The sequence below is a fragment of the Streptomyces sp. NBC_01433 genome, assembly GCF_026340105.1.
Classification (GTDB): Bacteria; Actinomycetota; Actinomycetes; order Streptomycetales; family Streptomycetaceae; genus Streptomyces.
Map to the genome: position 1 here is coordinate 1,791,394 of NZ_JAPEPM010000001.1, position 12,380 is coordinate 1,803,773.

Here is a 12,380-nt window from a genome sequence, read left to right on the forward strand (position 1 = left end):
GGCAAAAAGGTATAAATCACCGACCCGGCCCACGTCTCCGCCTGGCAGTGGAAAGCTCCGCGCAAACGCCAGAACCCCCAGCCCGGATCTCTCCGGACTGGGGGTTCTGTGTGGACTCAACCGGGGCAGTTCAATGAACTACCCACCGGTCTCCCGGAAGGATCAGAAGTCCATGTCTCCGCCCGGCATACCGCCCGGAGCGCCCGCAGAGGCCTTCTCCGGCTTGTCGGCGATGACGGCCTCGGTGGTGAGGAAGAGCGCGGCGATGGACGCGGCGTTCTGCAGAGCGGAGCGCGTGACCTTCGCCGGGTCGAGAATGCCCTCGGCGATCATGTCGACGTACTCGCCGGTCGCGGCGTTGAGGCCGTGACCGATCGGCAGGTTGCGCACCTTCTCCACGACGACGCCACCCTCAAGACCACCGTTGACGGCGATCTGCTTGAGCGGGGCCTCCAGCGCGAGCTTCACGGCGTTGGCGCCCGTGGCCTCGTCGCCGGTCAGGTCGAGCTTCTCGAAGACGGCCGCGGCCTGGAGCAGAGCCACGCCACCACCGGCGACGATGCCCTCCTCGACAGCGGCCTTGGCGTTGCGCACCGCGTCCTCGATGCGGTGCTTGCGCTCCTTGAGCTCGACCTCGGTCGCGGCACCGGCCTTGATGACGGCCACGCCGCCGGCCAGCTTCGCGAGGCGCTCCTGGAGCTTCTCGCGGTCGTAGTCCGAGTCGGAGTTCTCGATCTCGGCACGGATCTGGTTGACGCGACCCTGAACCTGGTCGCTGTCACCGGCGCCGTCGACGATCGTGGTCTCGTCCTTGGTGATGACGACCTTGCGGGCACGGCCGAGCAGGTCCAGGCCGGCGTTCTCCAGCTTGAGACCGACCTCCTCGGAGATCACGGTGCCACCGGTGAGGATGGCGATGTCCGCGAGCATGGCCTTGCGGCGGTCGCCGAAGCCCGGAGCCTTGACGGCGACGGACTTGAACGTGCCCTTGATCTTGTTGACGACCAGGGTCGACAGGGCCTCGCCCTCGACGTCCTCGGCGATGATCAGCAGCGGCTTGCCCGACTGCATGACCTTCTCCAGCAGCGGGATCAGGTCCTTGACGCTGGCGATCTTCGAGTTGACGATCAGGATGTACGGGTCGTCGAGCGACGCCTCCATACGCTCCATGTCGGTGGCGAAGTACGCCGAGATGTAGCCCTTGTCGAAGCGCATACCCTCGGTGAGCTCCAGCTCCAGACCGAAGGTCTGGGACTCCTCGACGGTGATGACGCCTTCCTTGCCGACCTTGTCCATCGCCTCGGCGATCTTGGCGCCGATCTCGGTGTCGGCGGCGGAGATGGAGGCCGTCGAAGCGATCTGCTCCTTGGTCTCCACGTCCTTGGCCTGCTCCAGCAGAGCGGCGGAGACGGCCTCGACGGCCTTCTCGATGCCCCGCTTGAGCGCCATCGGGTTGGCACCGGCGGCAACGTTGCGCAGGCCCTCACGGACGAGCGCCTGAGCAAGAACGGTGGCAGTGGTCGTACCGTCGCCGGCGACGTCGTCCGTCTTCTTGGCGACCTCCTTGACCAGCTCCGCACCGATCTTCTCGTACGGGTCCTCGAGCTCGATCTCCTTGGCGATGGAAACACCATCGTTGGTGATCGTGGGCGCGCCCCACTTCTTCTCGAGGACGACGTTACGGCCCTTGGGGCCGAGGGTGACCTTGACGGCGTCGGCGAGCTGGTTCATCCCGCGCTCGAGACCGCGCCGTGCCTCCTCGTCGAACGCGATGATCTTGGCCATGTGAAGTGGTCCTCCCGGACAGGGGTGGATTTCTCCGGACCGAGTGGCGCCCGCGACGGACGGCCTGCGTGCCCGGTGGTTCCTTGCCCCACCGCGCCTGCGGGCCTCACCGGCCCGGTCCAAGTTTCTGTCACTCTCACCTGGAGAGTGCTAACGCCAATGATTAGCACTCGACCCCTGCGAGTGCAAGCAGGTGTCACGGTTTGTGGACAGCCGCAGGACTGCCGCAGGACGGTCACGGGATCGCCGCCGGACGGCCACGGGACAGCGGCGGGACGTCAGCGGGACGGTCGCGTCGCAGGTCGTGCCGCACACCACCGGCACGCACCGAGGGCACCGGCACGCACTGAGGGCCCGTACCCCAGGGGGTACGGGCCCTCAGTGCGTGAGTAGTGTCGTTGGCCGACCGCGCCGAGCTCAGCCGACGGCGAGCTTGACCATGTCCGCCTGCGGCCCCTTCTGGCCCTGCGAGATCTCGAATTCAACTCGCTGACCCTCTTCGAGGGTGCGGTACCCGTCCATCTGGATCGCGCTGTAGTGGACGAAAACATCCGCACCACCGTCGACCGCGATGAAGCCGTACCCCTTCTCCGCGTTGAACCACTTGACGGTGCCCTGAGCCATGCCTAACTCCCCTATTACTGGCCCTTGCACAGGACCGCACTTCGCGGGCCCGGGTCAGAACTCACCCTCCGAAAAGAAGAGGGTGCGTGCGCCGTAGCGCGTCGACCGCGGCCGAATGTATCTGCCCAACTGCCCTCTGCAACAGGTCAATCGGACGAGAATTCTGGGCATGGCCGAACACACGAATATGAGGAATACGTGAGGATCCTGGGCAAGTCGGGCCCGACAAAGGGAACTTACGCCGCAAGGTGCTCAACCACATTGGCTGCTTCTTATCGTGGCCGGGCGCATTCTCATATGCGGGCGGCACGGGCAGCGGAGGGGGCTTCCCCAACTCTACCCCGCTCAACCATGCAGAATTGCCCCCTCCGCTTCTCTCGCGGAGGGGGCAATGGGGTCACGCTGTGAAGTCAGCAGCCTCCGGCGACTGCCGGAATGATCGAAATGCCCGCGCCGTCCGGAGTGGCCGCCTTCAGGCCGCCCTCGAAGCGCACGTCGTCATCGTTGACGTACACGTTGACGAAGCGGCGCAGCTTGCCCTGGTCGTCCAGGACGCGGGCGGCGATGCCCGGGTGGTTCTTCTCCAGGGACTCGATGACCTCGGAGAGGTTCGTCCCCTCCGCGGCGACCTCGGCCTGGCCGTCCGTGTAGGTGCGGAGGATGGTGGGGATGCGGACCTTGACGCTCATGGTGGGGTGCCTTCCTTCGGTCTCGGGGTGATCAGAGGGCGGCGAGGCCGGCTTCGCGGAACGCGTCCAGGCTCGGCCGGATGGTCGCGGTCGCCTGCGAGGTCGCGGCCACCGCGTCGAGCGTCTTGAGGCCGTCACCGGTGTTCAGGACGACGGTGGTCAGCGACGGGTCGAGCAGACCGGCCTCGATCAGCTTCTTGGTCACGCCGACCGTCACCCCGCCCGCCGTCTCGGCGAAGATGCCCTCGGTGCGGGCCAGCAGCTTGATCGCGTCGACGACCTGCTCGTCGTTGACGTCCTCGACGGCGCCGCCGGTGCGGCGGGCGATGTCCAGGACGTACGGGCCGTCGGCCGGGTTGCCGATCGCCAGGGACTTGGCGATCGTGTTCGGCTTCTGGGGCCGCACCACGTCGTGACCGGCCTTGAAGGCGGTGGAGACCGGGGAGCAGCCCTCGGCCTGTGCGCCGAAGATCTTGTACGGCTTGTCCTCGACCAGACCGAGCTTGATCAGCTCCTGGAGACCCTTGTCGATCTTCGTGAGCTGCGAGCCGGACGCGATCGGGATGACGATCTGGTCGGGCAGCCGCCAGCCGAGCTGCTCGCAGATCTCGTACGCCAGCGTCTTGGAGCCCTCGCCGTAGTACGGCCGCAGGTTGACGTTGACGAAGCCCCAGCCCTCGCCGAGCGGGTCGCCGATGAGCTCCGAGCAGAAGCGGTTGACGTCGTCGTAGTTGCCCTCGATGCCGATCAGCTCACCGCCGTACACCGCGGCCATGACGACCTTGCCCTGCTCCAGGTCGTGCGGGATGAACACGCAGGAACGGAAGCCGGCACGGGCGGCGGCGGCGCCCACCGCACCGGCGAGGTTGCCGGTGGAGGAGCAGGACAGGGTGGTGAAGCCGAAGGCGCGGGCGGCCTCGACGGCGATGGCCACGACGCGGTCCTTGAAGGAGTGCGTCGGGTTGCCGGAGTCGTCCTTGACGTACAGGCCACCGGTGACGCCCAGTTCACGGGCGAGGTTGTCGGCCTTGACCAGCTTGGTGAAGCCGGGGTTGATGTTGGGCTTGTCCGCGACATCGGCGGGGACCGGCAGCAGCGGCGCGTAACGCCAGATGTTGTTCGGTCCGGCCTCGATGCGCTTCTTCAGCTCGTCCGGGGTGCCGCTCGGCAGGTCGTACGCCACTTCGAGCGGCCCGAAACAGGACGCGCAGGCGAAGAGGGGGCCGAGCTCGAAACGCTCGCCGCACTCGCGGCAGGAAAGCGCCGCGGCGGGGCCGAGATCCACAGCGGAAACAGCAGAATCGGTGGATGCGGCAACAGTCTGAACAGCCATGATGGCGGAGGTCCCTTTCTCCTCATCTTCCTTGCGACGCATTTCGCCACAAGACGGAATTGGCACCTTCCCCACCGTGACCTCAGCGGTCGGCGGGAGGGTTGCCGGGACTTCAACGGGCCGTTCCCTCAGTCCCTCTGGATGAGCGCTGTGGCACTGGATCTTCGATCCAGGCATTTATTGGCGGACGGACCCCGACATGCGACGGCCATCCGCGTTGTTCAAGACTGTAACCGAAGCACCGGACCGTTGAGATAGTCGTCCGAACCGCGAGATGAATCACATACAGGGAGTATCGACCGTGCTGGAAGAGGTGGAACGCTGGCTGACCAGGCGTTCCTGGTCAGCCGCCGACCGCCCGCTGGACCGGCTCGTCGCCGCGCGAGCCAGGGATCCACGCCGGGCGAGCGTGAGCGTCGTCCTGCCCGCCCTGAACGAGGAGGCGACGGTCGGCGCCATCGTGACGACGATCCGGCGCGAGCTGATGGAGAAGGTCCGGCTCGTCGATGAACTTGTGGTGATCGACTCCGGTTCCACCGACGCCACCGCCGACGCCGCCCGCCGCGCGGGCGCCCGGGTGGTGCACCGGGACGCGATACTCCCGCGGATACCGGCCCTGCCCGGCAAGGGCGAGGTGCTGTGGCGGTCGCTCCTCGTGACGAGCGGCGAGATCGTCTGCTTCATCGACGCCGACCTCAAGGACTTCTCCGCCGACTTCGTCTCCGGCATCGTCGGACCGCTGCTCACCGACCCGTCCGTGCAGTTCGTCAAGGCGATGTACGACCGCCCCCTGGGAGAAGCCGCAGGTCAGGGCGGCCGGGTCACGGAACTGGTGGCGCGCCCCCTGCTCAATCTGCACTGGCCGCAGCTGGCCGGGTTCGTCCAGCCGCTGGGCGGCGAATACGCGGTGCGGCGCTCCCTGCTGGAGCGGCTGCCCTTCCCCGTCGGTTACGGAGTGGAGCTGGGGCTGCTCGTCGACGCCCTGCACACCGTGGGCCTGGACGCGCTGGCGCAGGTCGATGTCGGCGTGCGCAAGCACCGCCACCAGGACGGTCAGGCGCTGGGCCGGATGGCGGCGGCGATCTACCGCACCGCGCAGCTGCGGCTCTCCCGGGGACATCTCGTGCGGCCCGCGCTCACCCAGTTCGAGCGGGGCGAGAACGGCTTCGTACCGCGCACCCATGCGGTGGACACCGAGGAGCGGCCGCCGATGCGGGAGATCGCGGAGTACACCGATCGCCGGGCCGCGTGAGGCGCCGGGCGGCGCGGGCGCTTGAGGTACCGGGCCGCATGAGGCGCACCGGGCGGCATGAGCCACTGGGCCGCGTGCGGCGGGGACGGTCCGGTACCGGCCGTGTTCGGTGTGGCGTAACCAATCGCGTTTGACGGCTTCCCGAACGGGCTAGGTTCCGCTACATGGTCTCCGAGCACGCTGCCCAGGTTCTCGTCGCGTCCAACCGCGGCCCGGTGTCGTACTCGCTGAGCGAGGACGGCTCGCTCGCGTCGAAACGGGGCGGGGGCGGCCTCGTCTCCGGCCTGAGCGCCGTCGACAACAAGCTGTGGGTGTGCGCGGCCCTGGGCGACGGCGACCGCGAGGCGGTCCGGCGCGGGGTCGGTGAGCCGGGCGTACGGATGCTCGACATCGACGCCGACGTGCACGCCGACGCGTACAACGGGATCGCGAACTCCGTCCTGTGGTTCGTCCACCACCTGCTCTACCAGACGCCCGTCGAGCCGGTCTTCGACGCGGAGTTCCGGCGCCAGTGGGCCTCGTACGAGACGTACAACCGGGCCTTCGCCGAGGCACTCGCCGAGGAGGCGGGGCCGGGTGCGGCCGTCCTGGTGCAGGACTACCACCTCGCGCTGGTCCCCGGCCTGCTCCGGGAACTCCGCCCCGACCTGCGCATCGGCCACTTCTCGCACACCCCGTGGGCGCCCGTCGACTACTTCCGCCTGCTGCCCGACGACATCGGTGAACAGCTGCTGCGGGGCATCCTGGGCGCGGACCGGGCGGCGTTCCTGACCCGGCGCTGGGCGGACGCCTTCATCAGCTGCTGCACGGAGATCCTGGGCGGCACGGGGCGGACCCGCATCGGGGTGCACGGGCTCGGCGCGGACGCGGACTTCCTGCGGCGCCGCGCGCACGAGCCGGACGTGGACGAGCGGATGGCAGCGCTGCGGGAGCAGGTGGGCGGCGACGGCGACCGCCGGACGATCGTCCGGGTGGACCGTACGGAACTCTCCAAGAACATCGTCCGCGGCCTGCACGCCTACCGCGCCCTGCTCGACGCGCGCCCCGAGTGGCGCGAACGGGTGGTCCATGTCGCCTTCGCCTACCCCTCACGGCAGGACCTCGCGGTGTACCGGGAGTACACGGCGGCGGTGCAGACCCTGGCCGACGAGATCAACGCCGCCTACGGCACGCCCGGCTGGACCCCCGTCGTCCTCCACGTCAAGGACGACTTCGCACGCTCCCTGGCCGCGTACCGGCTGGCGGACGTGGCCCTGGTCAACCCGATCCGCGACGGCATGAACCTGGTCGCCAAGGAGGTCCCGGTCGTCTCCGACCGCGGCTGCGTCCTGGTGCTGTCGCGGGAGGCGGGGGCGTACGAGGAGCTGGGCGCCGACGCGATCGTGGTGAACCCGTACGACGTGACCGCGACGGCCGCCGCCCTGCACGAGGCGCTGTCGATGGAGAGCGGCGAACGGGCCGAACGCTGCGAGCGGCTGGCCGCCGCGGCGACCGCGCTGCCGCCGCAGCAGTGGTTCCTGGACCAGCTGGAGGCGCTGCGGCGCGACTGACCCGGGCCCGGGGCGCGGACGGGACCTGGAGCTACTGGGGCCGGAGGTGGAGGTGCCCGCGCGGACCGGACTGGGAGCTACTGGGGGCGGAACCGGGAGCTACTGGAGCCGGAGGTGCCGTGCCAGGTCCGCGAGGAAGCCGACCACGGCCGCCGGTCCGGGCAGCAACAGATCCGCCCGCTCGGCCAGTTCGGGAACCTCGGCGCTGCCGCTGCACACCAGCAGACCGGGGATGCCGTCCGGCCCCTCGGTGCGCAGCTTCTCCACGGTGGCGAACGCCGCGAGGTCGCCGAGGTCGTCACCCGCGTACAGGACGGACTCGGCGTCCAGCTCCCGTACGTACTCCGCCAGCGCGACGCCCTTGTCCATGCCGGGCGGGCGCAACTCCAGCACCAGGCGCCCCGGTTCGACGATCAGGCCGTGCCGGGCCGAGAGCTCTCCGAGGGGCCCGCGCAGCGACTCGAAGGCGGCCTGCGGGTCCTCGGCGCGGCGGGTGTGGACGGCGAGGGCCTGCCCCTTCTCCTCCACCCAGGTGCCGTGCCAGGCACCGGACTCGTGCAGTACGCCGGGGAGTTCGGCCCGGACCGCGGCGACGCCGGGGTGCGGGGCGGGGGCGTGGACGGTGCCGGTGACGGCGTCCCAGCGCTCGGCCCCGTAGTGGCCGAGGACGACGAGATGATCGAGGCCCGGCACTCCGGCGAAGCCGCCGTGGCGGACCGCGACACCGGCCGGGCGCCCGGTGATCACGGCGACCGAGGCGACCTTCGGGGCGAGCGCGGCGAGCGCGGGAACGGCGCCGGGGTGGGCGCGGGCCTGCTCGGGGTCGGGGACGATGTCGGCGAGCGTGCCGTCGAAGTCGAGAGCGACGACCGCGCGGTCGGGCCGGGCGAGGAGTGCGGCAAGGCCCTCACGGCCGGCGGGGGTACTCGGGGTCGGCAGGAGTTCGGTGTGTCTGCCCATGCTTCGACCCTATAGCGCCCGAAGCCCCCGGGGGCGGGAAAAGCCCCTCCGCCCTGTACGCCCGGCCTGTACGCCGACCCCGCGCAGACTCCCCGCTCCCCGCGGTGCGGGCCGCGCCTCAGCGGCGGTCCCGCCTCGCGTCCCGTATCCGGCGCAGCCGATTCACCGTGATGGGGTCCTCCGCCAGCGCCCGACGGTCCTCGATCAGCGCGTTCAGGAGCTGGTAGTAGCGCACCGGCGAGATCCCCAGTTCCTCGCGGATCGCCCGCTCCTTCGCCCCGGGGCCCGCCCAGGAGCGCCGCTCCAGGGCCAGCAGCCCGCGGTCCCGGTCGGACAGCGCGTTGTCGGGTCCGTTCTCGGGGGCGGTCATATCAACCAACCTAGCTCCCGCCCCGGACACCGCCACCGGGCCCGCTACTCCGCGCTCTCCGCCCGGCTCGCCGCACTGGCGATCGCTGAGAGGACGCTCCGGGGGTTGCCGTCCGGGGCGACCGCGTCGCCGATGTTCTTCTTGAGGCCCTCACTGACACCGGCCCAGGACGTCTTGGCGTACGGGTAGAACTGCGAGTTCGGCAGCGCCTCCAGGAAGCCCCGCAGCGGCTTGTGCTTGGCGTCGGTCTCCATCACCGCGGACGCGCTGCCGGTCACCGGCATCATGTCGTACTCGTCGGCGAAGGCCAGCACGTTCTCGTCCGAGTACGCGTAGTCGAAGAACGTACCGATCTCCCTGCGGTGGTCGTTCTGCTTGAAGCCCATCATCCAGTCGGCGACGCCCATCGTGCCCTGCGTCGGACCGTCGATGCCGGGCAGCGGCACCATGCCGACATCGATGCCCTTCGCCTCGGCCTTCCGCATCAGCGTGGGGTGCCCGTTGAGCATGCCGACCTCGCCCTTGGTGAACGCGACGAACGCCTTCGCCCGGTCGAGCTTGCCGGGCTCGACGGGACCGGTGAGCCCCTTGCCGACCAGGTTGTCCTTCAGCCACTGGAGCGTGGCGACGTTCCTGTCGGAGTCGATGTCGTACGAACCGACGTCATCGGTGTAGCCACCGCCCCCGCTGAGCAGCCACATCATGGTCTCGGCCTGGGATTCCTCCTGGCCGAGCGGCAGCGCGAACGGGTAGTCGACACCACGCTGCTTGAGCGCGGAGGCGTGGCGCTGGATGTCGTCCCAGGTCTGCGGGGCGTCGAGACCGGCCTGGCGGAAGAGCTTCTTGTTGTAGAAGAGCAGCCGGGTGCTCGCGACGAACGGCAGCCCGTACTGCCGGCCCCGGATCTTGCCCGCGTCGCTCAGCACCGGGAGGAAGTTGGCCTGGGTGCGGATGGCGAGCATCTGGTCGGCGGTGTAGATCTTGCCCGCCTTGGCGTAGTCGGCGTACGCCCCGATCTGGGCGATGTCCGGGGCCTTCCCGGCCTTCACCATCTCGGCGACCTCGCGGTCGACGTCCGTCCACGGGTAGACGCGGACGTCGACCTTGATGCCGGGGTGGGCCTTCTCGAAGCCCTCGGCGACACGGTTCCAGTACTTCTCGGAGTGGTTGGCCGCACTGGTGCCGTAGTCGGCGGCGACCAGCTTGAGGGTGACGTCCTCCGAGCCGCCGTCACCGCCGCAGGCCGTCAACGCCGCTGTCATACCGAGTGCGGCCACTACCGCGGTCCAACCCATAAAGCGTCGCTGCACAGCCCCGCCCATCCTCGTCGGTCGCATCGCTCTGGCACGCATCGCTCACGGACCGGCGGAGTCCCGTCGCCTTCGCGCCCCGCGGCCGCGACTCCGGCACTGCGCGGACGTCGTCCGGAAGAACTGCGAGTTTCCCCCACCCGCGGCCTAAAGGTCTACACCACCGGCATCTCACTTCGGCAACGTACACAAAGGGGCAACCCGGGCCACGGTGCCGATGATTTTGTATGCATGCGCAACAAACAACCCTAGTGGACTAGACCTTTTAGGGGTCGGCGGGCGAAACTGTCTCCCGTGAGACATGTCATCGCCCTCGATGTGGGCGGCACAGGAATGAAGGCCGCGCTGGTCGGGACCGACGGCACGCTCCTCCACAAGGCGCGACGGGCCACCGGGCGCGAGCGCGGTCCCGATGCCGTCGTCGAAACCATCCTCACGTTCGCCGCGGATCTGCGCGCGTACGGCGAGGAGCACTTCGGCGAGAGCGCCGTCGCCGCCGGGGTCGCCGTGCCCGGCATCATCGACGTCGAGAACGGGATCCTGGTCTACGCCTCGAACCTGGGCTGGAGCGACGTACCGCTGCGCGACCTGCTCGGCAAGCGGCTCGGCGGCGTACCCGTCGCGCTCGGCCACGACGTCAGGACCGGCGGTCTCGCCGAGGGGCGGATCGGGGCCGGGCAGGGCGCGGACCGCTTCCTGTTCGTGCCGCTGGGCACCGGGATAGCCGGGGCCATCGGGATCGACGGCTCCATCGAGGCGGGCGCCCACGGTTACGCGGGCGAGATCGGCCACCTCGTGGTCCGGCCGGACGGCCCGGAATGCGGCTGCGGCCAGCGCGGCTGCATGGAGACCCTGGCGTCCGCGTCCGCGGTGACCCGGGCCTGGGCCGCCGCCTCCTCGAACCCCGAGGCGGACGCGGCGGACTGCGCGAAGGCCGTCGAGGCGGGCGACCCCGCGGCGATCCGGGTCTGGCTGGACGCGGTCGACGCGCTCGCCGCCGGACTGGTCACCGCGCTCACCTTGCTGGACCCCCGCATGCTCATCATCGGTGGCGGTCTGGCCGAGGCCGGGGAAACCTTGTTCACACCACTGCGTGCGGCCGTCGAGGAACGCGTCACGTTCCAGAAACTGCCCCGCATCGTCCCGGCGGCCCTCGGGGACACCGCCGGATGCCTGGGCGCAGGGCTGCTCGCCTGGGATCTACTCTCCACGGAGGTATCCGCCTGATGGCCGGACGCGCAGACAGCACCGTTCTCGCAGGGGCCCGGGTGGTACTTCCCACCGGGACCGTCGAGAACGGCCGGGTGATCGTCGAAGGCACCCGGATCTCCGGCAGCTCGCCGGAGGGCGCCCGGACCGTCGACCTCACGGGCCACTGGGTGGTCCCCGGCTTCGTCGACATGCACAACCACGGTGGCGGCGGCGCCTCGTTCACCTCCGGCACCGTGGACGAGGTCCTCACGGGCGTCCGCACGCACCGCGAGCACGGCACCACCACCCTGGTCGCCTCCACCGTCACCGGTGAGATGGACTTCCTCGCCCAGCGGGCCGGGGTCCTCTCCGAACTGGTCGAGCAGGGCGACCTGGCCGGAATCCACTTCGAGGGCCCGTTCATCTCCCCGTGCCGCAAGGGCGCGCACAGCGAGAAGCTGCTGCGCGACCCGGACCCGGCCGAGGTCCGCAAGCTGATGGACGCGGCGCGCGGTACGGCGAAGATGTTCACCCTCGCCACCGAACTGCCCGGCGGCATCGACTCGGTGCGCCTGCTCGCCGAGCACGGGGTCATCGCCGCGATCGGCCACACCGACGCGACGTACGAGCAGACCGTCGAGGCCATCGACGCGGGCGCCACCGTCGCCACGCACCTCTACAACGCGATGCCGCCCCTCGGCCACCGCACCCCCGGTCCGATCGCCGCCCTCCTGGAGGACGAGCGGATCACCGTCGAGCTGATCAACGACGGCACGCATCTGCACCCGGCCTCCCTGCAACTGGCCTACCACCACGCGGGCGCCGACCGCGTCGCGCTGATCACCGACGCGATGGACGCGGCCGGTTTCGGCGACGGCCAGTACCAGCTGGGCCCGCTCGCGGTCGAGGTCAAGGACGGGGTCGCCCGGCTGGTGGAGGGCGGCTCGATCGCGGGCTCCACCCTCACCCTGGACACCGCGTTCCGGCGGGCCGTGACGGTCGACCGGATTCCGGTGGACGACGTCGTGCGGTCCATCTCCGCCAACCCGGCGCGGCTGCTCGGCGTGGACGACAGGGTCGGCTCGCTGGATCCGGGCAAGGACGCGGACCTGGTGGTCCTGGACGCGGACTTCGCGCTGAAGGGCGTCATGCGCAAGGGCGAATGGATCATCGAGCCGTAGAACGGCACCTGTCGCCCGCCGCCGACGGCGGGTCGAGCACGTAACGAAGAGACGGCGGTTGGCCCCGGGGACTGGGCCGACCGCCGTCTCTTTGGCATGATCGTCAGGGCTTCCGCCGCAGCGCGGGTAAGCGCG

Annotated in this window: 11 protein-coding genes and 1 riboswitch; of the genes, 4 read left to right on the forward strand and 7 right to left on the reverse strand. The window is 69.8% G+C overall.

Annotation, left to right across the window (positions count from 1 at the left end; all coding sequences use genetic code 11):
* Window positions 1–162: 162 nt before the first annotated feature.
* From groL to thrC, 4 genes are all read right to left on the reverse strand, one after another.
* Window positions 163–1,785 (reverse strand): chaperonin GroEL, encoded by a 1,623-nt coding sequence (gene groL / locus OG413_RS08015; protein ID WP_266803841.1) that lies wholly within the window; start codon window positions 1,783–1,785, stop codon window positions 163–165.
* 417 nt (window positions 1,786–2,202) lie between these two features.
* A complete protein-coding gene (locus OG413_RS08020; RefSeq protein WP_003967346.1) occupies window positions 2,203–2,409 on the reverse strand; it encodes a cold-shock protein in 207 nt (68 codons plus the stop codon).
* 410 nt (window positions 2,410–2,819) lie between these two features.
* Window positions 2,820–3,098 carry a MoaD/ThiS family protein gene (locus OG413_RS08025; RefSeq protein WP_266803843.1) on the reverse strand — a complete coding sequence of 93 codons (279 nt, stop codon included), beginning with the start codon at window positions 3,096–3,098 and terminating at the stop codon, window positions 2,820–2,822.
* A gap of 31 nt (window positions 3,099–3,129) precedes the next feature.
* A complete protein-coding gene (thrC, locus tag OG413_RS08030; protein WP_266803845.1) occupies window positions 3,130–4,431 on the reverse strand; it encodes a threonine synthase in 1,302 nt (433 codons plus the stop codon).
* Between the two features lie 19 nt (window positions 4,432–4,450).
* Window positions 4,451–4,579, reverse strand: a riboswitch (SAM riboswitch).
* Window positions 4,580–4,732: 153 nt separating this feature from the next.
* Between thrC and OG413_RS08035 the strand changes: the two genes are divergently transcribed.
* Both OG413_RS08035 and OG413_RS08040 read left to right on the forward strand, forming a co-directional pair.
* On the forward strand, window positions 4,733–5,683 hold the full coding sequence (locus tag OG413_RS08035) for a glucosyl-3-phosphoglycerate synthase (RefSeq protein ID WP_266809981.1): 951 nt from the start codon (window positions 4,733–4,735) through the stop codon (window positions 5,681–5,683).
* A 164-nt stretch (window positions 5,684–5,847) separates the two neighbouring features.
* A complete protein-coding gene (locus OG413_RS08040) occupies window positions 5,848–7,233 on the forward strand; it encodes a trehalose-6-phosphate synthase (RefSeq protein ID WP_266803847.1) in 1,386 nt (461 codons plus the stop codon).
* 99 nt (window positions 7,234–7,332) lie between these two features.
* On the opposite strand, the gene otsB is transcribed toward OG413_RS08040, so the two are convergent.
* From otsB to OG413_RS08055, 3 genes are all read right to left on the reverse strand, one after another.
* Window positions 7,333–8,193 (reverse strand): trehalose-phosphatase, encoded by an 861-nt coding sequence (gene otsB / locus OG413_RS08045; RefSeq protein WP_266803849.1) that lies wholly within the window; start codon window positions 8,191–8,193, stop codon window positions 7,333–7,335.
* A 118-nt stretch (window positions 8,194–8,311) separates the two neighbouring features.
* Window positions 8,312–8,563: a DUF3263 domain-containing protein gene (locus OG413_RS08050; protein ID WP_266803851.1), complete on the reverse strand. Its 252-nt coding sequence runs from the start codon at window positions 8,561–8,563 to the stop codon at window positions 8,312–8,314.
* A 44-nt stretch (window positions 8,564–8,607) separates the two neighbouring features.
* A complete protein-coding gene (locus OG413_RS08055) occupies window positions 8,608–9,858 on the reverse strand; it encodes an ABC transporter substrate-binding protein (RefSeq protein WP_266803852.1) in 1,251 nt (416 codons plus the stop codon).
* A 309-nt stretch (window positions 9,859–10,167) separates the two neighbouring features.
* Between OG413_RS08055 and OG413_RS08060 the strand changes: the two genes are divergently transcribed.
* Window positions 10,168–11,100 (forward strand): ROK family protein, encoded by a 933-nt coding sequence (locus OG413_RS08060; protein ID WP_266803854.1) that lies wholly within the window; start codon window positions 10,168–10,170, stop codon window positions 11,098–11,100.
* The gene (gene nagA / locus OG413_RS08065) at window positions 11,100–12,245 is read left to right on the forward strand and encodes an N-acetylglucosamine-6-phosphate deacetylase (RefSeq protein WP_266803855.1); all 1,146 of its coding nucleotides are present in this window, start codon (window positions 11,100–11,102) and stop codon (window positions 12,243–12,245) included. The genes OG413_RS08060 and nagA overlap by 1 nt, the downstream gene beginning before the upstream one ends.
* Window positions 12,246–12,380 lie beyond the last annotated feature (135 nt).

Excerpts from the sequence above, each read along its gene's own strand:
- OG413_RS08055 (WP_266803852.1), bottom strand. The coding sequence starts at position 9,858 with ATGGGTTGGACCGCGGTAGTGGCCGCACTCGGTATGACAGCGGCGTTG.
- OG413_RS08040 (WP_266803847.1), top strand. The coding sequence starts at position 5,848 with ATGGTCTCCGAGCACGCTGCCCAGGTTCTCGTCGCGTCCAACCGCGGC.
- OG413_RS08020 (WP_003967346.1), bottom strand. The coding sequence starts at position 2,409 with ATGGCTCAGGGCACCGTCAAGTGGTTCAACGCGGAGAAGGGGTACGGC.
- thrC (WP_266803845.1), bottom strand. The coding sequence starts at position 4,431 with ATGGCTGTTCAGACTGTTGCCGCATCCACCGATTCTGCTGTTTCCGCT.
- OG413_RS08050 (WP_266803851.1), bottom strand. The coding sequence starts at position 8,563 with ATGACCGCCCCCGAGAACGGACCCGACAACGCGCTGTCCGACCGGGAC.
- OG413_RS08025 (WP_266803843.1), bottom strand. The coding sequence starts at position 3,098 with ATGAGCGTCAAGGTCCGCATCCCCACCATCCTCCGCACCTACACGGAC.
- groL (WP_266803841.1), bottom strand. The coding sequence starts at position 1,785 with ATGGCCAAGATCATCGCGTTCGACGAGGAGGCACGGCGCGGTCTCGAG.
- otsB (WP_266803849.1), bottom strand. The coding sequence starts at position 8,193 with ATGGGCAGACACACCGAACTCCTGCCGACCCCGAGTACCCCCGCCGGC.
- nagA (WP_266803855.1), top strand. The coding sequence starts at position 11,100 with ATGGCCGGACGCGCAGACAGCACCGTTCTCGCAGGGGCCCGGGTGGTA.